Origin of the sequence: Streptomyces sp. NPDC002809, from assembly GCF_040295435.1 — a bacterium.
Classification (GTDB): Bacteria; Actinomycetota; Actinomycetes; order Streptomycetales; family Streptomycetaceae; genus Streptomyces.
The window spans coordinates 61,120-83,665 of sequence record NZ_JBEOVJ010000002.1; the positions used below are offsets into that span (position 1 = coordinate 61,120).

The following is a 22,546-nucleotide window of genomic DNA, read 5'->3' on the forward strand; positions in this document are numbered from 1 at the left end:
TCCCTTGTCAACGTCCCGGAAGGGGGCCTCTCGCGTGAGTGTGCTCGACGAGATCATCGACGGCGTTCGCGCCGACCTCGCGGAGCGGCAGGCGCGCGTCAGCCTCGACGAGCTCAAGGAACGCGCGGCACGCGCTCCCCAGGCCAAGGACGGAGTCGCCGCCCTGCGCGGCGAGGGCGTGACCGTCATCTGCGAGGTCAAGCGCTCCAGCCCCTCCAAGGGTGCCCTGGCCGCCATCGCCGACCCTGCCGCGCTCGCCGCGGACTACGAGGCCGGCGGCGCGTCCGTCATCTCGGTCCTCACCGAGGAGCGCCGCTTCGGCGGATCGCTGGCCGACCTGGAGGCCGTCCGCGCCAAGGTCGACATCCCGATCCTGCGCAAGGACTTCATCGTCACCTCGTACCAGCTGTGGGAGGCGCGTGCCTACGGCGCCGACCTCGCCCTGCTGATCGTCGCAGCCCTCGACCAGGAAGCCCTCGTCTCCCTGATCGAGCGCGCCGAGTCCATCGGCCTGACGCCGCTGGTCGAGGCGCACGACGAAGAGGAGGCGGAGCGCGCGGTGGACGCCGGCGCGAAGATCATCGGCGTCAACGCCCGCAACCTGAAGGACCTCAAGGTCGACCGCTCCACCTTCGAGCGCGTCGCACCCGAGATCCCGGACCACATCGTCAAGATCGCCGAGTCCGGCGTCCGCGGCCCGCACGACCTGATCGCGTACGCCAACGCCGGCGCGGACGGTGTGCTGGTCGGCGAGTCCCTGGTCACCGGCCGTGACCCGCGGTCGGCCGTCGCCGACCTGGTCGCCGCCGGCGCCCACCCGGCACTCAGGCACGGACGGAGCTGACCGCACCCGTGTCCGCCGACTGTTCCGCGTTCCGTCCCCGGCCGGGCCTGCGCCCCGCCGGGGCGCGGCCGCTGCGGGACCCGCACGCGCCGCTGGCGCGCGGCTGCCGCCCCCGCGGCTGCCGCGCCCCCGCACGCCGCGTGCACGGCCGGCGGGTGCGGTACGTGATCGGTGACGAGCCCGGTCAGGTCAACGGCATGCGATGGCGCACGGGGTCCGCGCAGTAGAGCGAGCCCCGGCCGTCGCCCCCGCCCCACCGGCGGATCCGCACGACCGCACCGCCCGGCCGCCCACGGCCGCGGCGGCGCTCCGCTCACGGCGCATACGGTGAACCCATTCACTGCCATGCCGAGGAGCACGTCGAGATGTCGTCCGACTTCTTCATTCCGGACCCGGAGGGTCTGATCCCCAGCGCCGAGGGGTACTTCGGTGCGTACGGCGGAAAGTTCATCCCGGAGGCGCTCGTCGCCGCTGTGGACGAGGTGGCCGTCGAGTACGACAAGGCGAAGGCCGACCCGGCCTTCGCCGCCGAGCTCAACGAGCTCATGGTGAACTACACCGGCCGCCCCAGCGCCCTCACCGAGGTCGCCCGCTTCGCCGAGCACGCCGGCGGCGCGCGGATCTTCCTCAAGCGCGAGGACCTCAACCACACCGGCTCGCACAAGATCAACAACGTGCTGGGCCAGGCGCTGCTCACCAGGCGCATGGGCAAGACCCGCGTCATCGCCGAGACCGGAGCCGGCCAGCACGGCGTCGCCACCGCGACCGCCTGCGCCCTCTTCGGCCTCGAATGCACCATCTACATGGGCGAGATCGACACCGAGCGCCAAGCGCTGAACGTGGCGCGCATGCGGATGCTCGGCGCCGAGGTCATCGCCGTGAAGTCCGGCTCCCGCACGCTCAAGGACGCGATCAACGAGGCGTTCCGCGACTGGGTCGCCAACGTGGACCGCACCCACTACCTCTTCGGCACGGTCGCGGGCCCGCACCCCTTCCCGGCGATGGTCCGCGACTTCCACCGTGTGATCGGCGTCGAGGCCAGGCGGCAGATCCTGGAAAGGGCCGGCCGGCTGCCGGACGCGGCGATCGCCTGCGTCGGCGGCGGCTCCAACGCCATCGGGCTCTTCCACGCCCTCATCCCGGACGCCGGCGTCCGCCTCATCGGCTGCGAGCCCGCAGGCCACGGTGTGGAGACCGGAGAGCACGCGGCGACCCTGACCGCGGGCGAGCCCGGCATCCTGCACGGCTCGCGCAGTTACGTCCTCCAGGACGACGAGGGCCAGATCACCGAGCCGTACTCCATCTCGGCCGGTCTGGACTACCCGGGCATCGGCCCGGAGCACGCCTACCTGAAGGACATCGGCCGCGGCGAGTACCGTGCCGTCACCGATGACGCGGCCATGCAGGCGCTGCGCCTGCTCTCCCGCACCGAGGGCATCATCCCGGCCATCGAGAGCGCGCACGCGCTGGCCGGCGCCCTGGAGGTCGGCAAGGAGCTCGGCAAGGACGGACTGATCCTGGTCAACCTGTCCGGCCGCGGCGACAAGGACATGGACACGGCCGCGCGCTACTTCGGGCTGTACGAGACGGACGCGGCCGTCGAGGCCGACGCGGACAGCATCGGCGCGGAGATCGAGGGGGACGCCAAGTGAGCGGCAACATCGAGCTGCTGAGCACCACGATCGCCGCCGCCAGGGCGGAGGACAGGGCCGCGCTGATCGCGTATCTGCCCGCAGGCTTCCCGACCGTGGACGGTGCCATCGAGGCCGTCAAGGCCGTGGTCGCGGGCGGCGCCGACGTCGTCGAGGTGGGGCTGCCCCACAGCGACCCGGTGCTCGACGGTCCGGTCATCCAGACCGCCGACGACATCGCGCTGCGCGGCGGCGTGCGGATCGCCGACGTGATGCGTACGGTCCGCGAGGCGTACGACGCGACGGGCATCCCGATCCTCGTCATGACGTACTGGAACCCGATCGACCGGTACGGCGTCGAGCGCTTCACCACCGAGCTCGCCGAGGCCGGCGGCGCCGGGTGCATCCTGCCCGACCTTCCGGTCCAGGAGTCCGCGCTGTGGCGCGAGCACGCCGGCAAGCACGGTCTCGCGACCGTGTTCGTCGTCGCGCCCAGCAGCAAGGACGAGCGCCTCGCCACCATCACGGAGGCCGGCTCCGGCTTCGTCTACGCGGCGTCGCTGATGGGTGTCACCGGCACCCGTGTCTCGGTCGGCGAGCAGGCCCAGGACCTGGTGAGGCGCACCCGCGCCACCACCGACCTCCCGGTCTGCGTCGGCCTCGGCGTGTCCGACGCCGACCAGGCCGCCGAGGTCGCCGGCTTCGCCGACGGCGTCATCGTCGGCTCGGCCTTCGTCAAGCGGATGCTGGACGCTCCCGACGAGGCGGCAGGGCTGGAGGCCGTCCGCTCACTGGCGGCCGATCTGGCCGAAGGTGTTCGAAAGCGCTGACAGCTGGCGTAACCCGAATGGGTGGACATGGGACCGGGGAGGCACGCGAGTGCCTCCCCGGTTCGTTGCTGCGGGTGTGAGCGAGAAGAACCAAGAGGGAAAAAGGGCCGCGCGAGACCGGCTGATCCAGCAGCGCGAGCAGGCGAGGGCGCAGGAGCGCCGCCGCCGCACGCTGATCGTCTCCGCGGCCGTGGTGGGGGTCCTGGGACTGGCCGCCGTCGTCGGCGTGATCGCGGCGAACACCGGCGGCAAGGGAGACAAGGACAAGGCTTCGGGCCCGGCGGTGGCGCCGTCCGGTGCCACCGGCAAGGACAGCCTGGCCATTCCGGTGGGAGCTGACGACGCCCCGTCCACGCTCACGGTCTGGGAGGACTTCCGCTGCCCGGTCTGCGCCCAGTTCGAGACCGCGTTCCGCGACACCATCCATCAGATGGAGCAGAGCGGGCAGATCAGGGTCGACTACCACTTCGCCACGCTGATCGACGGCAATCTCGGCGGCAGTGGCTCGCTCAAGGCGGCCAACGCGGCAGCATGCGCCCAGGACGCCGGCAAGTTCCCCGCGTACCACGACGTCCTGTACAGCAACCAGCCGCAGGAGTCCGACGACGCCTTCGGCGACAACAGCAAGCTGATCGAGCTGTCCAAGAAGGTCGAGGGCCTAGACACGCCGACGTTCCGCAGCTGTGTGGAGGACGGCACGCACGATGCCTGGGTGGAGAAGTCCAACACCGCGTTCGAGAAGGGCGGATTCCAGGGCACACCGACGGCGCTGCTCAACGGCGAGTCGATCTTCCCCAAGAAGGGTGACGAGCCCATCACCGTGGCCAACCTGAAGAAGTGGGTCGCCGAGGCCAACAAGGGCAAGAAGCCGGGCACCGTCACACCCGCTCCGTCGGGGTCCTGAAACGCTGTCGGACGGCCTCGGACCGGGCGGGACATCCACCGCCACCCGTGCTCCGAGCGGCGCGCAACCGGGGGAATCGATGACCGGCTCGTTACCCAGACGTTGTCGGGCGGGTTGCCGTACGTCCCGCCCGGCAGGGTAGCGTCGACGATGCCATGAATCTTGCCTACATCCCCAGCCCGTCGACCGGCGTGATCGATCTCGGACCGATCCCGCTTCGCGGCTACGCGTTCTGCATCATCATCGGTGTCTTCGTCGCCGTCTGGTTCGGCAACAAGCGCTGGGTCGCCCGAGGCGGCAGAGCCGGCACTGTTGCCGACATCGCCGTCTGGGCCGTGCCCTTCGGCCTTGTCGGAGGCAGGCTCTACCACGTCATCACCGACTACCAGCTGTACTTCAGCGACGGTGAGAACTGGGTCGACGCCTTCAAGATCTGGCAGGGCGGCCTAGGGATCTGGGGTGCGATCGCGCTCGGCGCGGTCGGTGCCTGGATCGGCTGCCGCCGCCGCGGGATCCCGCTGCCCGCCTGGGCCGACGCGCTCGCACCCGGTATCGCCCTGGCCCAGGCCTGCGGCCGCTGGGGCAACTGGTTCAACCAGGAGCTGTACGGCCGGGCCACCGACGTCCCGTGGGCGCTGAAGATCAGCGAGGGCCCCAACCGGGTCGCCGGCACCTACCACCCGACGTTCCTGTACGAGTCGCTGTGGTGCATCGGTGTGGCGCTCCTGGTGATCTGGGCGGACCGCCGCTTCAAGCTCGGCCACGGGCGGGCGTTCGCGCTTTATGTCGCCGCGTACTGCGCGGGCCGCGCCTGGATCGAGTACATGCGCGTCGACGAGGCCCACCACATCCTGGGCCTGCGTCTGAACGTGTGGACCGCGCTGATCGTGTTCGTGCTGGCGGTGGTGTACATCGTGGTCTCGGCGAAGGTACGGCCGGGACGCGAGGAGATCGTCGAGCCGGGGGCGCACGAGGCGCCCGAGGCCACGGAAGGGGCTGACGGCGAAGGCGCCGAGGACGCGGAGTCCGAGTCCGGTGAGGCGAAGCCTTCCGCCGACGCGACGTCGGCCGATGCCGCTGCCGATGCCGAGCCCGCTGTCGACGCCGGGCCCGAGGTGGGCGAGTCGAAGACGAACGGCGCGGCGGAGACGGCCAAGGGCTGACGCGCCGCAACAACGACCACGAGGGGCCCGCCGAACGATTGGGCGGGCCCCTCGTCGTTGTGCGCCACACCCACCGTCGGCAGGTGTCCTCGATCGCCGGACGGGCTTGATCTCGCGGCCCGCGCGGGATCTCCGCAGGCCGTGGTGGACGCGGTCGCCCGGCGGTTCGGCCGGGCCCGGTCCGCCGGGCAGGGCGGCAGACCGGGCCGAGCCCGTCCGGCGGCCGAGGACGACGCGGTCATCGGGGCCGGGCGCGCTCACCGTCGCCCCGCCACCGCACCCCGCTCACCGCCCCCGCCCGGCGAGGGCCAGCGTCCGGTGGGCCTGGGCCACTACCGCCGCGTCGACGAAGCGGCCGTCCGGCAGGGCCAGTGCACCCGCCTGCTCCCGGGCCGCCTCGACGATCTCCTGAGCCGCCTCGACCTCCTGCGGCGTCGGCCGGAACGCCCGCTCGATCACGGGCAGCTGCCGGGGATGGATCGCTGCCCGGCCGAGGAAACCGAGCGCCCGCCCATGGGCGCAGGACGCCCACAGCCCGTCCAGGTCGAGGACGTCGGGGAACACCGACTGGGTGGGCGGGGCCAGCCCGGCCGCCCGGGCGGCGACCACCACCCGGCTGCGCGACCAGTCGAGCCCCGCATCGTCCCGTACCCCCAGATCCGCCCGCAGGTCCGCCTCGCCCAGGCCGATGGAGCGCACCTGGGGATGGGCGGACGCCACCGTGTACGCGTGCTCGATGCCGAGCGCCGACTCCAGCAGCGGGCAGAGGGGCACCCCGGGGGCCAGGGCCGCGATGTGGTGGACGGACGCCGCGTGGGTGATCTTCGGCAGCCTCAGTTCGGCGAGGCCCGGCAGCCCGGCCAGGGCCAGGACGTCCGCTTCCGTGTGGACACGGACATGGACCGGCGCCGTGGTGGGGGAGGCCGGTTCGCAGAGCAGCTCGACGGCGGCCGACCGCGCGTACTCCTTGCGGTCGGGGGCGACCGCGTCCTCCAGGTCGACGATCACCACGTCCGCCCCGGAACCACGTGCCTTGCGCACCACGTCCGGCCGGTCGCCGGGGACGTACAGCCAGGTCAGCGGTGTCTCGGCGGTCACAGGACACGCTCCGCCCGCAGGGCCTCGATCTCCGCGACGCTCAGCCCGAGCCCGGTGAGGATCTCCTCGGTGTCCGCCCCGTGCGGCCGCCCCGCCCAGCGGATCCCTCCGGGCGTTCCGGAGAGCCGGAAGAGGACGTTCTGCATCCGCAGCGGGCCCAGCTCCGGGTCGTCGACCTCCGTGATGGAGTCCAGGGCCCGGTACTGCGGGTCCTCCATCACGTCCCGGATGTCGTGGATCGGCGCGATGGCGGCCTCCGCCTTCTCGAACGCGGAGATCGCGTCGTCCCGGGTGTGCCGCGCGACCCAGTTGCCGACCGCCTCGTCGAGCTCGTCACTGTGCTCGGCCCGGGTGGTCCCGGACGCGAACCACGGCTCGTCGATCAGCTCCGCCCGGCCCACCAGGCGCATCACGCGCTCCGCGATGGACTGCGCCGAGGTGGAGACGGCCACCCACTGCCCGTCGGAGGTGCGGTACGTGTTGCGCGGGGCGTTGTTGCGCGAACGGTTGCCGGTGCGCGGCTGGACGTAGCCGAGCTGGTCGTACCAGAGCGGCTGCGGGCCGAGCACCGTCAGGATCGGCTCGATGATCGCCATGTCGACGACCTGGCCCACGCCAGTGCGGTCCCGGCCGGCCAGCGCCGCCATCACGGCGAACGACGTGGCGAGCGCCGCGATCGAGTCGGCGAGACCGAACGGCGGCAGCGTCGGAGGGCCGTCCGGCTCCCCGGTGATCGCCGCGAACCCGCTCATCGCCTCCGCGAGCGTCCCGAAGCCCGGCCGGTGGGCGTAGGGGCCGGACTGGCCGAAGCCCGTTACCCGGACCAGCACCAGCCGCGGGTTGACGGCGTGCAACTCCGCGGGCCCGAGCCCCCACCGTTCCAGCGTGCCCGGCCGGAAGTTCTCGATGATCACGTCGGTGTCGGCGGCGAGCCGCAGCAACAGATCGCGGCCGCCCGGGCAGGACAGGTCGAGCGTGAGGTTGCGCTTGTTGCGGCCGAGCAGCTTCCACCACAGCCCGATGCCGTCCTTCGTGGGCCCGTGCCCCCGGGACGGATCGGGCTTGGCCGGATGCTCGACCTTGATCACGTCGGCGCCGAAATCACCCAGCACGGTGGCGCAGAGGGGGCCTGCGAACAGCGTGGCGAGATCGATGACGCGCAGCCCGGTCAGGGGCGGTGCTCCCGGCGCGCTCATGCGGCGTCGATTTCGCTGCGGTACGGCATGGAGACCGAGGCGCCGGGCTTCTGCACACAGAGCGCGGCGGCCGACGAGGCCCAGGCGAGGGCCTGCGGCACCGGCCGCCCCTCGCCGAGCGCCACGGCGAGCGTTCCGACGAAGGTGTCCCCGGCGCCGGTGGTGTCGACGGCGGTCACGTCGGGGGCGGGGAAGTGAACGGTCCGGCTGCCCCGTGCCGCGTACAGGCAGCCCTTCGAGCCGAGCGTGATGACGACCGCGGGCACCTGGCTGAGCAGGATCTCGGCCGCAGCGTGCGGTTCGGCGTGCCCCGACAGCTCGGCCGCCTCGTGCTCGTTGGCGATCAGCAGATCGACACTGTCGAGGAGCTCGGCGGGCAGATCCTGCACGGGGGACGGGGTGAGGACCGTCCGCACCCCCTGGGCATGACCGGCCCGGGCCCCCTCGATCACGGCGGACATCGGCAGTTCCAGCTGGAGCAGCAGCAGATCGGCACCGGCGATCGCGGCGATCTCGCCCGGGCCGAGCGAGGTGACGGTGCCGTTGGCACCGGGGATCACGACGATCGCGTTGGAGCCCTTGGCGTCGACCACGATGTGCGCGGTGCCGCTGGGGCCTTCAGCGGTGTGCAGGAGATCGGTGTCGACGCCCGACTGTTCCAGGTTCTCCCGCATCCGGAGGCCGTACTCGTCGTCGCCCACCGCGCCGATCATCATCACGTCACCGCCCGCGCGGGCGGCCGCGACGGCCTGGTTGGCGCCCTTGCCGCCGGGAATGGTGCGGAACTCCCGCCCGGTGACGGTCTCCCCGCGCTCCGGGGCCCGGTCGACGTAGGCCACAAGATCCATATTGGTGCTGCCGAGCACCGCGACTCTGGTCATGGGCGGAGTGCCTCCTCGTGGGTGAGCCGGTGGGTCAGGTCGGCGAGGGTGTCGAAGCCGACCGAGTCGAAACCGGGGACGGACGTGGCGAGCCGGTTCTTCAGCGGGGTGGTCCACCGGTCGGGCAGCGCGTCCGGCCGCCCGGCCAGCAGACCGGCGAGGGAACCGGCGGTCGCCCCGTTGGAGTCGGTGTCCCAGCCGCCCGACACCGCACGGCAGATCGAGCCGGTGAAGTCGCCGTCGGCGTGGGTGAGGGCGGCGGCGAGCAGAGCCGCGTTGGGCAGCACATGCACCCAGTGATACCTGCCGTACCTCGCGTGCAACCGGTCGACGACCGTATCGAAACGTTCCTCCTCGCGGGCCGACGCGATGCCGTCCCGTACGGCCCGCGCGAACCGCGAGCCCGGGGGCACCACCCGCAGACCGGCGCCGAGGCACCCGTGCACATCGGCCTCGCCCCCGGCCGCCTCGGCCAGCGCCGCCGCGGTGAACATCGCGCCGTACACCCCGTTCCCGGTGTGGGTGAGGACCGCGTCGCGGTGGGCCTGTTCCGCTGCCGCCGCGGGGTCGCCGGGATGGGTCCAGCCGTGCACATCGGCGCGGATCTGCGCCCCGATCCACTCCCGGAACGGATTGCGGTGTCCGGCGGTGTCAGGCGGTTCGATGCCGTCGAGCAGATTGCGGTACGCGACCCGCTCGGCGGTGAACGTCCGGCCGGCCGGAAGCTCCTCCAGCCAGAGCCCGGCCAGGTCGGCGGTGGTGAAGGAGTTGCCGTACCGCTGGAGCAACAACACGGTGAGCAGGGGGTAGTTGAGGTCGTCGTCCTCGGGCATGCCGTCGATGTTCTCGGCCAGGGACGTCGCCCTGGAACGGCGGTTCCAGGGATAGGTGGCGGCCAGGGCCGGGGGCAGGCCGCGGGCGGTGAACCAGGTGCTCAGCGGCCAGTTGCCGGTGGCGCGGGCCAGGGCGCGGATGCCCTCCAGCGGCAGCTTCTCGACCGGTTTGCCCAGCAGACACCCGGCGGCGCGGCCCAGCCACGCCGCGTGCAGCCGCTCGCGGTCCACGGCTGACGGCTCCGTGCGCGGGTGCGGCCACTGGGGGCAGGCGGCCCGGATCGCGTCGAGGCCGGTCGGCTCGTCGTCGGCCAGCGGCGACTCCAGCAGGGCGAGTTCGTCCAGCAGATGCCCGGCGACCGCGCGCAGTCCGGGAGACGCCGGGGGCTCCGAGGCACCCGCGCGGTCCGGGGCGGGCGAGCCGCCGGCCTCGTACCACCGGCGCTCGATGTCCCGGGCGTCCCGCCCGTCCTCTGCCGCCTGCCGCAGCTCGTGCCCGACGAGGTCCTCGGGCTGGACCCAGGTGGCCCGCACCGTCGCGGTCATGGCCGGCCCGCCAGTGTGGCGAAGGCGGCCTCGTGGGCGCGGCGGCGGGCCGTGTCGTGCGCGAACACCTCGCGGGCGACCTCGGCCAGGGTGCGGGCGGGGGCGTGCAGATCGAGCCGGCTGGCCTCACCGACCGTCCGCACCCAGTCCGCCGGGATCGCCCGTTCGCCGTACAGAGCTCCCGCGATCGCGCCGCTCATCGTGGCGATCGAGTCGCAGTCCCGCCCGTAGTTGACCGAACCGAGCACCGTCTGCCGGTAGTCCCCGTCCGCGACCAGCAGCATCCCGAGGGCGACCGGAAGTTCCTCGATGGCGTGCAGCCGGGACGGGCGGCGGGCGCCGAGCGACGGTGCACGGTAGTCGGGGCCGACCGTGTCGAACGGGGCGACGGCCTCCCGCAGCGGGGCGATCGCCGACTCGAAGTCCCGATGCCGGACGGCGGTCTCGCAGACCGCCTCGATCGCGGCCCCGGTCCCGTCCTTGGCCAGTGACAGACACGTCTCGACGACGCTCGCGGGCGTCGCCCCGGGCGTGCAGGCCGCGGCGACCGCGGCAGCGAACACGCCTGCGGCCTCCCTGCCGTAACTGGACTGATGGGCCCCCGCGACATCCAGCGCCTCGGCGTACGCGGCCTGCGGATGGGCCGCGTTCACCAGGCCCACCGGCGCCATGTACATCGCCGCCCCGCAGTTGACGATGTTTCCGGTGCCCGCCTCGCGCGGGTCGACGTGGCCGTAGTGCAGCCGGGCGACGATCCACTTCTCGGCGAGGAAGATCCGCTGGAGCGGCAGCGCCTCGGCCTCCAGCTCCGGGATCCAACGGGGATTCGAGATCAGTTCCGGTACGAGGTGCTCGGCGACGGCGTACGCGTCGAGACGGCCGCGGACCTTGTCGTACACCCGCACCAGCGCATGGGTCATCAAGGTGTCGTCGGTGACGTGCCCGTCGCCCTTGTGGTACGGCGCGATGGGGCGTGCGGTGCGCCAGTCGTCGCCGTCCCAGGGGCCGACGACGCCGGTGATCCGCCCGCCGTGGCGGGCCACGATCTGCTCGGGGGACCGGCCCTCGACCGGACCGCCGAGGGCGTCGCCGACGGCTGCGCCGACGAGCGCGCCCGCGATCCGTTCATCGAGGGTGGGCGCCGCGGGCGTCGTGGGGGGTGCGGACCTCGTGGGCGCCGTGGGCGCTGTGGATGTCATGCCCGAATTGTCCACCCGGGGGGACCGGTTCCGTGTCTGCCAGCAGCCCGGCGAGTTCGATCAGATCCGTGCCCGCGAAACGGGGCAGCGCGCACCCCGCCAGGGTGCGGCACGCCTCGCGCCAGCCGTCGGGCACGGAGGCGATCGAGCCCAGCGCCCCGGTGAGCGCCCCGGCCAGTGCGGGCGCCGAGTCGGCGACCCGGGACAGGCAGGCCGCCGACGGCACCGCCTGCGCGATGTCGCCGCGGGCCGCGGTGGCCAGGGCGAGGGCGACGGGGACGGTTTCGGCGGCGGCGATCCCGTAGCTGTAGACGTGGTCGACGATCTGATGCTCCAGCACCGGTACGAGGGCGAACGCCCCGGCCCGCTCACCGGCGAAGTCGCGGGCGATGCGGACCGCGTGGGCGGCGTTGCGGGCGATCTCGGTGCCCTCGGGGAGCTGGGCGAGCGCGGCGTTCACGGCGGTGTCCACGTCCGCGCCGCCGAGTGCCTCGGCGATCGCGGCGGCCATCGCCCGAGCCCCGTGCACCCCGTCACCGTCCTGGGTGTAGCGCGCGTCGAACTCCGCGAGGTCGGCCGCGGCCTCGGGGTCGCCGGGGTGCACGACGGCCAGCACGGCGGCCCGCACGCACGCCGCGTCGTCGAAGTAGTGCGGGTTGTCGTGCCCGGTGGCGGGCGGGCGGAGCCCGGCGGCGAGGTTGCCGAGCCCGGCCCGGACCGAGATCCGGGCCCGCAGGGGCAGGACCGCCGACTCGACCTCGGGCGCCCGCGCGGCCGCCGCGGCGACCTCGGCGGCGAGCGCGTTCCAGGCGGCGTCCACGGCGGCGCGCATCCGGCGTCCGGGGGAGAGGCCCTGCAGCGCGCCCGCCGCCGAGGTGAGCACGGTTCCGGCGGCGAAGGCCGCCCATTCGGCGTCGTCGGACGGGCCGAGCCGCAGGGGTTCGGGCGGCTGGTTGAGCGCGATGGGGACGGGCAGCGTGGTGGTCGCGTTCTGCTCGGCGAAGGTGTCGAGCTCGCGGGTCAGGCGCCGGGTCCACTCCGGCATCCGGGCCGCCCGGTGCCGCGCGGCCGGCCATCCGGCGGCGTCCCCGGAGGCCAGCCCGAGCAGCAGCCCCTCGATCCGGGCCCGGCGCGGTGCGGCCGGCCGGCCGACGGGGGAGAGGTCCGGGGCCGCGTGGCCGGCGCCCCGGCCGGTCTCGCCGCGCGCCACCTCCCGCAGCCGCTCGCCGCCGGAGTGTTCGCGCGCGTCGTCCGGATGCGTGGTGCCGCCGGGGTGCGCGGTACGGGAGGCATCCCTTGCCGTGGTCATCGCAGCACCGCCGTTCCGGGGGCGTGGGCGGGTGCGTCGCCCGTAGGGAACCCCGGTTCGGGCGGACCACTCCGTGCTTGCCGGTCGCGGGATTGCTCGTCGCGTGCCTGCTGGTCCCGTGCGTGGCGGTCCTGTGCCTGCTCGTCCCGGGCCTGCTCGTTCCCGCGCTGCTCGTCCCTGTCCTGTTCGTCGCCGCCGCGCTCGTCCGGCTCGTCCGGAGTGAGTAGTTCCGCGATGTCCAGGACGTGATAGCCGCGCATCGACGGGAGACAGCTGCCGCGGACCGGGCCGATCGCGTCCGCCCAGTTGCGCGGGATGGCCGACGCGCCCTGCAGCGCTCCGGCCAGGGCGCCCGCCACCGCGGCGGTCGTGTCGGCGTCGCGGCCCATGTTGACCGCGGTCAGCACTGCCGTACGGAAGTCCCCGCGCGCCGCCGCGAACGCGCCGAAGGCCAGGCCGACCGCCTCCGGCGCCAGGTCCGTCCACGGGTATCCGCCGATGACGACGGCCGAGCGCACCGCCCTCTCCCTCGTGAGGCGGTCGGGATACGGGTGCTGCGCGGCCGTCACCGCCCGGCGCAGCGAGCGTGCCGTCCACGAGTCCATCGGTACGACGGAGAGCGCGGCGGCGATCACGGAGGTGACCCCGGCCCCCGTCATCGCGGCCGCCACCCCGGCCGCCACCGCCTGGCCGCCGTAGATGCCCTCGCCGTCATGGCTGACCCGCCCGTCCACCGCCACCAGCCGCGCCGCCTCCGCGGGCCGGCCCGCCGCGAAGACGCCGAAGGGGGCCGCCCGCATCGCCAGGCCGTCGCTCCAGGCGTGCCGGTGCTGGGCGGAGATCGGAGCGGCCAGGCCCCGGCGCAGGTTCTCCAGCGTGCCCCGCTCGCTGAAACCGGCGCCGCGGAACGGCCCCTCGTCCAGATCGGCGATCCACAGGTGCCAGGCCCGCTCGACATGGGTGACGGTCAGCGCCGAACCGTGCCGGGCCAGCAGCAGCCCGGAGAAGATCGCGTACTCCGTGTCGTCCGTGCCCGCAGGGTCGTCGCTGACGAAGCCCTCGATCCGGCCCCAGCGGCGGCGGATCTCGGAGGGCCGCATGTTCTCCGCGGGCGCGCCCAGCGCGTCGCCGACCGCGAGCCCCAGCAGCGCACCTCTGGCCCGGTCGCCGAGGCTGCCCCGGGCCGGTCCGGCCGGGTCCGGAGCCCCGCGTACCGCCGCCGCCCGCGCACCGTTCGTCCGCGGCTCTGCCGGATTTCCTGCGGTCAGCTCCATCGCGTCGACCCTTCGCTCGTACCGAGCCAGTTCTCGTCCCTGTGGGATCTGTGCCACGCGGAGCCGCGACAGAGGCCGATTATCACCACAAAAGGGCCACTCGGATGACGGCCTTCGGACAGCAAGGCAAGGCGTACCTATGCGATTACGCAGGGTGGTAAGTACGGCCTGCCTTGCTGGCGGGAGCCATTTTTCGTGCGTACTTTCGATGGTGTCGAGCGGGGCGGAGCGCACGAATTCCGCTGCCGGAGAAGAGGAGAGCTGTGTCCATCATCGAGACCGACGCCGTACTGCACGAGGCGCACCGGGACAACCACACCCACCGTGATGTGAACGGCGGCTGGCTGCGTCCGGCGGTGTTCGGTGCAATGGACGGGCTCGTCTCGAACCTCGCCCTGATGACCGGCGTCGCGGGCGGCGCGGTCTCGCACCGCACGATCGTGATCACCGGCCTGGCCGGTCTGGCCGCGGGAGCGTTCTCGATGGCGGCCGGTGAGTACACCTCCGTGGCCTCGCAGCGCGAGCTCGTCGAGGCCGAGCTCGACGTCGAGCGGCGGGAGCTGCGCAAGCACCCCAAGGACGAGGAGCGGGAGCTGGCCGCGCTCTACGAGTCCCGCGGAGTCGAGACCGGGCTGGCCCGTGAGGTCGCCCGGCAGCTGTCGCGCGACCCCGAGCAGGCCCTGGAGATCCACGCCCGTGAGGAGCTCGGCATCGACCCGGGCGACCTGCCGTCGCCCCTCGTCGCCGCCGTGTCCTCGTTCGGCGCCTTCGCGCTGGGTGCGCTCCTGCCCGTACTGCCGTTCCTGCTCGGTGCGGACGCGATGTGGCCCGCCGTGCTGCTCGCCCTGGCCGGGCTCTTCGGCTGCGGCGCGGTCGTGGCCCGGGTCACCGCCCGCAGCTGGTGGTTCAGCGGGCTGCGGCAGCTGGTGCTCGGTGGCGCGGCGGCCGCGATCACCTACGGCCTGGGCGCCCTGTTCGGCGTCGCCGTCGGGGGCTGAGCCTCCGGACCGTGCGTTCCGGGGCCACGTGCACCAGCCGGTGTGCGTGGCCCCGCTGTCCCGCCCGCGGCCGTAACGTGTGCGTCATCTGTGTGACGTACGTCCTGATCGCCGCCACTGGGCGGATCGGCTGTACACGACGTAAAATGAGACTCTATGCAGGACTACACATAAGTAGTCGTTACCCGGCGGTTTCGTTTCCTTTGCCGCCGGGCATGAGCCGTAGACACCGCAGGCAACGACGCCTGCTCTCTGCGGTCTCCCGGGCGCCGATCCTCCGACTGCGACCCACTCCACCGTCACGGCGGTGTCCGTATGTTGGAACGAGCTATCCGCTTTTTGAGAAGCGTCCCATCATGTAATCTGCACGAAATTTCGCAGAGGGCCAACGTCGTCCCTCGGCACTCAAAATGCCACGACGACGACGGGAGAGCCGATGCGCACCGACGCCTGGTCGCCCATGGACGGTCGCCCCGCCCAGCAGGGGATGTACGACCCCCGCAACGAGCACGACGCCTGCGGTGTCGGGTTCGTAGCCACTCTGACCGGCGTGGCCGGCCACGAGCTGGTCGAGCAGGCGCTGACCGTACTGCGCAACCTCGAACACCGAGGCGCCACCGGATCCGAGCCCGACTCCGGTGACGGTGCCGGCATCCTGCTCCAGGTCCCCGACACCTTCCTCCGCGAAGAGGTCCCCTTCGACCTCCCCGAGGCCGGTGCCTACGCCGTCGGCATCGCTTTCCTGCCCGCGGACGACTCCACCGAGGCCGTCCGCAACCTCGAGAAGATCGCCGCCGAAGAAGGCCTCAAGGTCCTCGGCTGGCGCGAGGTCCCGGTCACCCCCGACATCCTCGGCAACGGCGCCCGCGCCACCATGCCCGAGTTCCGCCAGCTCTTCGTCGCGGACGGCGAGAGCACCGGCATCGTCCTGGACCGCAAGGCCTTCGTGCTGCGCAAGCGCGCCGAGCGTGAGACCGGGGTCTACTTCCCGTCGCTTTCCGCCCGGACGATCGTCTACAAGGGCATGCTCACCACCGGGCAGCTGGAGCCGTTCTTCCCGGACCTCTCCGACCGCCGTTTCGCCACCACGGTCGCGCTCGTCCACTCCCGCTTCTCCACCAACACCTTCCCGAGCTGGCCGCTCGCCCACCCGTACCGCTTCGTCGCGCACAACGGCGAGATCAACACGGTCAAGGGCAACCGCAACTGGATGAAGGCCCGCGAGTCCCAGCTCGCCTCCAGCCTCTTCGGCGAGGCGCAGCTCGACCGGATCTTCCCCGTCTGCACCCCGGACGCCTCCGACTCCGCCTCCTTCGACGAGGTCCTGGAGCTGCTCCACCTCGGCGGCCGCTCCTTGCCGCACTCGGTCCTGATGATGGTCCCCGAGGCGTGGGAGAACCACGACTCCATGGACCCGGCCCGGCGCGCCTTCTACCAGTACCACTCCACGATGATGGAGCCCTGGGACGGCCCGGCCTGCGTCACCTTCACCGACGGCGTCCAGGTCGGCGCGGTCCTCGACCGCAACGGTCTGCGCCCCGGCCGCTACTGGGTCACCGACGACGGCCTCGTCGTGCTCTCCTCCGAGGTCGGCGTCCTGGACATCGACCCCGCGAAGGTCGTCCGCAAGGGCCGCCTCCAGCCCGGCAAGATGTTCCTCGTCGACACCGCCGAGCACCGCATCATCGAGGACGACGAGATCAAGGCGTCCCTCGCCGCCGAGAAGCCGTACCAGGAATGGCTGGAGACCGGCGAGATCGAGCTGGAGGACCTCCCCGAGCGGGAGCACATCGTCCACACGCACGCCTCCGTCACCCGCCGCCAGCAGACCTTCGGCTACACCGAGGAGGAGCTCCGCGTCCTCCTCGCCCCGATGGCCCGCACCGCCGGCGAGCCGCTGGGCTCCATGGGGACGGACTCGCCGATCGCCGCGCTCTCCGCGCGCCCCCGGCTGCTCTTCGACTACTTCACCCAGCTGTTCGCCCAGGTCACCAACCCGCCGCTGGACGCCATCCGCGAGGAGCTCGTCACCTCGCTGCGCTCCGTGCTGGGCCCCGCGGGCAACCTCCTGGAGCCGACCGCCGCGGCGTGTCGCAGCGTCACGCTGCCCTTCCCGGTGATCGACAACGACGAGCTGGCCAAGCTCATACACATCAACGCCGACGGCGACATGCCGGGCATGAAGGCCGCCACGCTCTCCGGCCTCTACCGGGTGAGCGGCGGCGGTGACGCGCTGGCCGCGCGGATCGAGGAGATCTGCACCGAGGTCGACGCGGCCATCGAGGACGGCGCCCGCCTGATCGTCCTGTCCGACCGGCACTCCGACGCCGAGCACGCGCCGATCCCGTCGCTCCTGCTCACCTCGGCCGTCCACCACCACCTCATCCGCACCAAGCAGCGCACCCAGGTGGGCCTGCTGGTCGAGGCCGGTGACGTCCGCGAGGTCCACCACGTCGCCCTGCTGATCGGCTACGGCGCCGCCGCCGTCAACCCGTACCTGGCCATGGAGTCCGTCGAGGACCTCGTCCGCGCCGGCACCTTCATCGAGGGCATCGAGGCCGAACAGGCCATCCGCAACCTCATCTACGCCCTGGGCAAGGGCGTCCTGAAGGTCATGTCCAAGATGGGCATCTCCACCGTCGCCTCCTACCGGGGCGCCCAGGTCTTCGAGGCCGTCGGCCTCGACGAGGACTTCGTCGCGCAGTACTTCAACGGCACCGCCACCAAGATCGGCGGCGCCGGACTCGACGTCGTCGCCAAGGAGGTCGCCGCCCGGCACGCCAAGGGCTACCCCGCCTCCGGCATCTCCGCCTCGCACCGCGCGCTGGAGATCGGCGGCGAGTACCAGTGGCGCCGCGAGGGCGAGCCGCACCTGTTCGACCCGGAGACGGTCTTCCGCCTCCAGCACGCCACCCGCAACCGCCGGTACGACATCTTCAAGAAGTACACGGACCGGGTGAACGAGCAGTCCGAGCGCCTCATGACGCTCCGCGGCCTGTTCGGGTTCAACCCGGACCGCGAGTCGATCGACATCGACGAGGTCGAGTCCGTCTCCGACATCGTCAAGCGCTTCTCCACCGGCGCCATGTCGTACGGATCGATCTCCCGCGAGGCGCACGAGACCCTCGCCATCGCCATGAACCAGCTGGGCGGCAAGTCCAACACCGGCGAGGGCGGCGAGGACGCCGACCGGCTCTACGACCCGGCACGCCGCTCCTCCATCAAGCAGGTCGCCTCCGGCCGCTTCGGTGTGACCAGCGAGTACCTGGTCAACGCGGACGACATCCAGATCAAGATGGCGCAGGGCGCCAAGCCCGGCGAGGGCGGCCAGTTGCCCGGCCACAAGGTCTACCCGTGGGTCGCCAAGACCCGGCACTCCACCCCGGGTGTCGGTCTGATCTCCCCGCCGCCGCACCACGACATCTACTCCATCGAGGACCTGGCTCAGCTGATCCACGACCTCAAGAACGCCAACCCGGCGGCCCGCATCCACGTGAAGCTGGTCTCCGAGGTCGGTGTCGGCACGGTCGCCGCCGGTGTCTCCAAGGCACACGCGGACGTCGTCCTCATCTCCGGCCACGACGGCGGAACGGGCGCCTCCCCGCTCACCTCCCTGAAGCACGCGGGCGGCCCCTGGGAGCTCGGCCTCGCCGAGACCCAGCAGACCCTGCTGCTCAACGGCCTGCGCGACCGCATCGTCGTACAGACCGACGGCCAGCTCAAGACCGGCCGCGACGTCGTCATCGCCGCGCTGCTGGGCGCCGAGGAGTTCGGTTTCGCGACCGCGCCGCTCGTCGTCTCCGGCTGCGTCATGATGCGCGTCTGCCACCTCGACACCTGCCCGGTCGGCATCGCCACCCAGAACCCGGTCCTGCGCGACCGCTTCTCCGGCAAGGCCGAGTACATCGTCAACTTCTTCGAGTTCATCGCCCAGGAAGTCCGCGAGATCCTCGCCGAGCTCGGCTTCCGTACGATCGAAGAGGCCGTCGGCCACGCCGAGCTCCTGGACACCGACCGTGCGATCACGCACTGGAAGGCCCAGGGCCTCGACCTCGCCCCGCTGTTCTACGTCCCCGAACTGGCCGACGGCGCCGTCCGTCACCAGATCGCCGAGCAGGACCACGGTCTGGCCAAGGCCCTCGACAACGAGCTCATCAAGCTCGCCGCCGACGCCCTGAACGCCGACAGCGCCGAAGCCGCCCAGCCGGTCCGCGCGCAGATCGCGATCCGCAACATCAACCGCACCGTCGGCACGATGCTCGGTCACGAGGTCACGAAGAAGTTCGGCGGTGCGGGCCTGCCCCAGGACACTATCGACATCACCTTCACCGGCTCCGCGGGCCAGTCCTTCGGCGCCTTCCTTCCCAGCGGTGTGACGCTGCGCCTGGAGGGCGACGCCAACGACTACGTCGGCAAGGGCCTCTCCGGCGGCCGCGTCGTCGTCCGCCCGGACCGCGGCGCCGACCACCTCGCCGAGTACTCCACCATCGCGGGCAACACCATCGCCTACGGCGCCACCGGCGGCGAACTGTTCCTGCGCGGCCGCACCGGTGAACGGTTCTGCGTCCGCAACTCCGGCGCCACGGTCGTCTCGGAAGGCGTGGGCGACCACGGCTGCGAGTACATGACCGGCGGACACGCCGTCGTCCTCGGCGAGACCGGACGCAACTTCGCGGCCGGCATGTCGGGCGGCGTCGCCTACGTCATCGACCTGAACCGCGACAACGTCAACGTCGGCAACCTCGGCGCGGTCGAGGAACTCTCCGACACCGACAAGCAGTGGCTGCACGACGTGGTGCGCCGCCACCAGGAGGAGACCGGATCCACGGTCGCCGAGAAGCTGCTGGCCGACTGGGACACCGCGGTGGCCCGGTTCAGCAAGATCATCCCGTCCACCTACAAGGCAGTGCTCGCCGCCAAGGACGCCGCTGAGCTCGCCGGTCTCTCCGAGCAGGAGACCACCGAGAAGATGATGGAGGCGGCGACCAATGGCTGACCCCAAGGGCTTCCTGACCACCGGCCGCGAGGTCGCCAAGACCCGCCCCGCCGGCGAGCGCGTCAAGGACTGGAACGAGGTCTACGTTCCGGGCTCGCTGCTCCCGATCATCAGCAAGCAGGCCGGCCGCTGCATGGACTGCGGCATCCCGTTCTGCCACAACGGCTGTCCGCTCGGAAACCTCATCCCCGAGTGGAACGACTACGCCTACCGCGAGGACTGGACCGCCGCGTCCGAGCGCCTGCACGCCACGAACAACTTCCCGGAGTTCACCGGGCGGCTCTGCCCGGCCCCGTGCGAGTCGGCGTGTGTGCTCGGCATCAACCAGCCGGCCGTCACCATCAAGAACGTCGAAGTCTCCATCATCGACCAGGCATGGGACCGCGGCGACGTCACCCCGCAGCCGCCCGAGCGCCTCTCCGGCAAGACCGTCGCCGTCATCGGCTCCGGCCCGGCCGGACTCGCCGCCGCCCAGCAGCTGACCCGGGCCGGCCACACGGTCGCCGTCTACGAGCGCGCGGACCGCATCGGGGGACTCCTCCGGTACGGCATCCCCGAGTTCAAGATGGAGAAGTCGCACATCAACCGCCGCATCGAGCAGATGCGCGCGGAGGGCACCAAGTTCCGCACCGAGGTCGAGGTCGGCAAGGACGTCGACGCCGCGAAGCTGCGGCGCCGGTACGACGCCGTCGTCATCGCCGCAGGCGCCACCGTCTCCCGCGACCTGCCCGTCCCGGGCCGCGAGCTGAACGGCGTGCACTTCGCGATGGAGTACCTGCCGCTCGCCAACAAGGTGCAGGAGGGCGACCTGACGGTCTCCCCGATCACCGCCGAGGGCAAGCACGTCGTCGTCATCGGCGGCGGCGACACCGGCGCCGACTGCGTCGGCACCGCCCACCGGCAGGGCGCGGCCTCCGTCACCCAGCTGGAGATCATGCCGCAGCCGGGCGAGGAGCGGAACGCCAACCAGCCCTGGCCGACCTTCCCCATGCTCTACAAGGTCACCTCCGCGCACGAGGAGGGCGGCGAGCGGGTCTACTCCGTCTCCACCACCCACTTCGAGGGCGACGAGGACGGCAACGTGGCTGCCCTCCACCTCGTCGAGGTGGAGTTCAAGGACGGTAAGCTGGAGCAGAAGCCCGGCACCGAGCGGAAGATCCCCGCACAGCTGGTCACCCTCGCAATGGGCTTCACCGGCACCGACCAGGCCAACGGTCTGGTCCAGCAGTTCGGCCTGGAGCTCGACGCGCGGGGCAACGTCGCCCGTGACGACGACTACGCCACCAACGTCGGCGGCGTGTTCGTCGCCGGTGACGCGGGCCGCGGCCAGTCCCTCATCGTGTGGGCCATCGCCGAGGGCCGCTCCGCGGCACGCGGCGTGGACCGCTTCCTGACCGGAGCCAGCGCACTGCCGGCCCCGATCCGCCCGACGGACCGTTCCCTGACGGTCTGATCACGGCACACCAGACGTCCCGTACAACGGCGTACGGAACTGAACGCGGCGCCTGCCCGTCCCCGACCGGACGATTCGGCAGGCGCCGTGGCGCATCCCGGGACGGTTCCGGGCCCTCCTGCGCAGTGCCTCCCGCAGTTCCTCCGCGGCACCTCAGGTGACCAGGGCGAGCGCGCACGTGGCTGCGGACACCGCCGTCACCGACAGCACCAGACCGGTCAGCACGAAACGCCGCACGGAGATCCGTGTCCCCTGCCAGCGGCACCTCTCGAACCACAGCAGGGTCGCCAGCGAACCCCACGGGGTGACGACGGACCCCACGTTGACCCCGATCAGCAGGGCGAGCAGCTGGTTGTGGTTGTCGGCGGGAATGACCGCCTCGCCCGCCACGTACGCCGGCAGGTTGTTCAGCACGTTGGACAGCCCCGCACCCACCCCGGCCGACCGCAGCATGCCCACGAAGCCGTTGTCCGAGCCGAGCGCCCGCACCAGCAACTCGTGCAGACCGTGCGCGCCGACCGTCTCCACGACCAGGAACATCCCGGGGACCAGCACCAGCAGCCGCCACGGGACCAGCGACACCCGCAGCTCCTCCCGGCTCCGCACCGCATACGCCGCCACCACGATCACCATCGCCACCAGCGAGGCCGACCACAGCGGTACGTCCGCCACCAGGATCGCGAGCAGGAAACCGCCGCACGCCACCGAACAGATCCGCAACAGCACCGGATCACCGGGCACCGGCACGGCGGGCGGGACGTACCGGTCCGCCCCGCGCCGGCCGCGGCGCCAGTAGAACACCCACAGGCACAGGGCCGTCACCCCGATCGCGGCCAGCTGCGGCAGCCACATCACCGCGGCCAGACCGGCCGGGGACAGCGCCACCCGGTCCGCCGCCAGCAGATTCGTCAGGTTCGACACCGGCAGCAGCAGACTCGCCGTGTTGGCCAGCCACACCGTCGTCATCGCCAACGGCAGGGCCGCGATGCCCACCCGGGTACCGAGCGCCAGCATCACCGGTGTGAGCAGCACCGCGGTGGTGTCCAGATTCAGCGTGATCGTGGTGAGCGAGGCGAACACCACGCAGAGCCCGAAGAGCAGGGGATAGCGGCCCCGGCCCGCGCGCGCCACCCACGCCGCCACCACGTCGAAGACCTGCGCCCGGCCCGCCAGCTCCGCCAGCACGATCACCGTGGCCAGGAACACCAGAAGGGGCCCGATGCGCCGCATCTGATCCGCCGCCGGATCAGCCGGCAACAGCCCGGTCACCACCGCCGTCACGCCCAGAACGAGCAGCCCGCCCGCCAGCCAGTCCAGTGGATGCAGCCGCCGCACCAGGGAGACCGCACCGGAACGAGCGGCTCCCGGCGCAGAGTGATCATTCCGCATGC

General features: G+C 72.1%; 17 protein-coding genes. 9 read left to right on the forward strand and 8 right to left on the reverse strand.

The features are described 5' to 3' along the window. The first annotated feature begins 34 nt into the window (after positions 1–34). The 6 genes from trpC to lgt all read left to right on the forward strand — a co-directional run bounded on the left by trpC (position 35) and on the right by lgt (position 5,372). Positions 35–844, forward strand: a complete 810-nt coding sequence (gene trpC / locus ABT025_RS01590; RefSeq protein ID WP_350988593.1) for an indole-3-glycerol phosphate synthase TrpC — start codon at positions 35–37, stop codon at positions 842–844. 8 nt (positions 845–852) lie between these two features. Further along, positions 853–1,071 carry a tryptophan biosynthesis modulator TrpM gene (gene trpM, locus ABT025_RS01595; protein WP_502971873.1) on the forward strand — a complete coding sequence of 73 codons (219 nt, stop codon included), beginning with the start codon at positions 853–855 and terminating at the stop codon, positions 1,069–1,071. Positions 1,072–1,209: 138 nt separating this feature from the next. After that, the gene (trpB, locus tag ABT025_RS01600) at positions 1,210–2,496 is read left to right on the forward strand and encodes a tryptophan synthase subunit beta (protein WP_350988595.1); all 1,287 of its coding nucleotides are present in this window, start codon (positions 1,210–1,212) and stop codon (positions 2,494–2,496) included. Next, positions 2,493–3,305, forward strand: coding sequence for a tryptophan synthase subunit alpha (gene trpA / locus ABT025_RS01605; RefSeq protein ID WP_350988597.1), 813 nt, complete (start codon positions 2,493–2,495; stop codon positions 3,303–3,305). The genes trpB and trpA overlap by 4 nt, the downstream gene beginning before the upstream one ends. A 76-nt stretch (positions 3,306–3,381) precedes the next feature. Further along, entirely contained in the window at positions 3,382–4,209 is an 828-nt protein-coding gene (locus ABT025_RS01610; RefSeq protein WP_350988599.1) for a DsbA family protein, read from the forward strand. A 155-nt stretch (positions 4,210–4,364) separates the two neighbouring features. Beyond that, positions 4,365–5,372 carry a prolipoprotein diacylglyceryl transferase gene (gene lgt / locus ABT025_RS01615; RefSeq protein WP_350988601.1) on the forward strand — a complete coding sequence of 336 codons (1,008 nt, stop codon included), beginning with the start codon at positions 4,365–4,367 and terminating at the stop codon, positions 5,370–5,372. 285 nt (positions 5,373–5,657) lie between these two features. On the opposite strand, the gene ABT025_RS01620 is transcribed toward lgt, so the two are convergent. Genes ABT025_RS01620 through ABT025_RS01650 form a run of 7 tightly spaced genes read right to left on the reverse strand, consistent with a single transcriptional unit; the run spans position 5,658 to position 13,708 of the window. Beyond that, entirely contained in the window at positions 5,658–6,470 is an 813-nt protein-coding gene (locus ABT025_RS01620; protein ID WP_350988603.1) for an HpcH/HpaI aldolase/citrate lyase family protein, read from the reverse strand. Next, positions 6,467–7,666, reverse strand: a complete 1,200-nt coding sequence (locus ABT025_RS01625) for a CaiB/BaiF CoA transferase family protein (RefSeq protein WP_350988605.1) — start codon at positions 7,664–7,666, stop codon at positions 6,467–6,469. The genes ABT025_RS01620 and ABT025_RS01625 overlap by 4 nt, the downstream gene beginning before the upstream one ends. Beyond that, on the reverse strand, positions 7,663–8,547 hold the full coding sequence (gene rbsK, locus ABT025_RS01630; protein WP_350988607.1) for a ribokinase: 885 nt from the start codon (positions 8,545–8,547) through the stop codon (positions 7,663–7,665). Before rbsK ends, ABT025_RS01625 begins: the two co-directional genes overlap by 4 nt. Further along, the gene (locus ABT025_RS01635; protein WP_350988609.1) at positions 8,544–9,926 is read right to left on the reverse strand and encodes an ADP-ribosylglycohydrolase family protein; all 1,383 of its coding nucleotides are present in this window, start codon (positions 9,924–9,926) and stop codon (positions 8,544–8,546) included. The genes rbsK and ABT025_RS01635 overlap by 4 nt, the downstream gene beginning before the upstream one ends. Continuing rightward, complete coding sequence (locus ABT025_RS01640) at positions 9,923–11,125, reverse strand: ADP-ribosylglycohydrolase family protein (RefSeq protein WP_350988617.1); 1,203 nt, start codon at positions 11,123–11,125, stop codon at positions 9,923–9,925. Before ABT025_RS01640 ends, ABT025_RS01635 begins: the two co-directional genes overlap by 4 nt. Further along, entirely contained in the window at positions 11,052–12,434 is a 1,383-nt protein-coding gene (locus tag ABT025_RS01645) for an ADP-ribosylglycohydrolase family protein (protein ID WP_350988619.1), read from the reverse strand. Before ABT025_RS01645 ends, ABT025_RS01640 begins: the two co-directional genes overlap by 74 nt. Next, on the reverse strand, positions 12,431–13,708 hold the full coding sequence (locus ABT025_RS01650; RefSeq protein WP_350988621.1) for an ADP-ribosylglycohydrolase family protein: 1,278 nt from the start codon (positions 13,706–13,708) through the stop codon (positions 12,431–12,433). The genes ABT025_RS01645 and ABT025_RS01650 overlap by 4 nt, the downstream gene beginning before the upstream one ends. Before the next feature lie 263 nt (positions 13,709–13,971). Between ABT025_RS01650 and ABT025_RS01655 the strand changes: the two genes are divergently transcribed. The 3 genes from ABT025_RS01655 to ABT025_RS01665 all read left to right on the forward strand — a co-directional run bounded on the left by ABT025_RS01655 (position 13,972) and on the right by ABT025_RS01665 (position 21,155). Then, the gene (locus ABT025_RS01655) at positions 13,972–14,706 is read left to right on the forward strand and encodes a VIT1/CCC1 transporter family protein (protein WP_350988623.1); all 735 of its coding nucleotides are present in this window, start codon (positions 13,972–13,974) and stop codon (positions 14,704–14,706) included. Positions 14,707–15,142: 436 nt separating this feature from the next. Next, the gene (gene gltB, locus ABT025_RS01660) at positions 15,143–19,702 is read left to right on the forward strand and encodes a glutamate synthase large subunit (protein ID WP_350988625.1); all 4,560 of its coding nucleotides are present in this window, start codon (positions 15,143–15,145) and stop codon (positions 19,700–19,702) included. Beyond that, complete coding sequence (locus ABT025_RS01665) at positions 19,695–21,155, forward strand: glutamate synthase subunit beta (RefSeq protein ID WP_350988627.1); 1,461 nt, start codon at positions 19,695–19,697, stop codon at positions 21,153–21,155. The genes gltB and ABT025_RS01665 overlap by 8 nt, the downstream gene beginning before the upstream one ends. A 153-nt stretch (positions 21,156–21,308) precedes the next feature. Here the strand turns inward: ABT025_RS01665 and ABT025_RS01670 are convergent, their stop codons facing one another. Further along, entirely contained in the window at positions 21,309–22,544 is a 1,236-nt protein-coding gene (locus tag ABT025_RS01670; protein WP_350988629.1) for an ArsB/NhaD family transporter, read from the reverse strand. Between the last annotated feature and the right edge of the window lie 2 nt (positions 22,545–22,546).

Coding starts and splice junctions, on each gene's coding strand:
- lgt (WP_350988601.1), top strand. CDS start 4,365: ATGAATCTTGCCTACATCCCCAGCCCGTCGACCGGCGTGATCGATCTC.
- ABT025_RS01625 (WP_350988605.1), bottom strand. CDS start 7,666: ATGAGCGCGCCGGGAGCACCGCCCCTGACCGGGCTGCGCGTCATCGAT.
- ABT025_RS01645 (WP_350988619.1), bottom strand. CDS start 12,434: ATGACCACGGCAAGGGATGCCTCCCGTACCGCGCACCCCGGCGGCACC.
- ABT025_RS01670 (WP_350988629.1), bottom strand. CDS start 22,544: ATGCGGAATGATCACTCTGCGCCGGGAGCCGCTCGTTCCGGTGCGGTC.
- trpB (WP_350988595.1), top strand. CDS start 1,210: ATGTCGTCCGACTTCTTCATTCCGGACCCGGAGGGTCTGATCCCCAGC.
- ABT025_RS01635 (WP_350988609.1), bottom strand. CDS start 9,926: ATGACCGCGACGGTGCGGGCCACCTGGGTCCAGCCCGAGGACCTCGTC.
- rbsK (WP_350988607.1), bottom strand. CDS start 8,547: ATGACCAGAGTCGCGGTGCTCGGCAGCACCAATATGGATCTTGTGGCC.
- ABT025_RS01665 (WP_350988627.1), top strand. CDS start 19,695: ATGGCTGACCCCAAGGGCTTCCTGACCACCGGCCGCGAGGTCGCCAAG.
- ABT025_RS01640 (WP_350988617.1), bottom strand. CDS start 11,125: ATGACATCCACAGCGCCCACGGCGCCCACGAGGTCCGCACCCCCCACG.
- gltB (WP_350988625.1), top strand. CDS start 15,143: ATGCGCACCGACGCCTGGTCGCCCATGGACGGTCGCCCCGCCCAGCAG.
- ABT025_RS01650 (WP_350988621.1), bottom strand. CDS start 13,708: ATGGAGCTGACCGCAGGAAATCCGGCAGAGCCGCGGACGAACGGTGCG.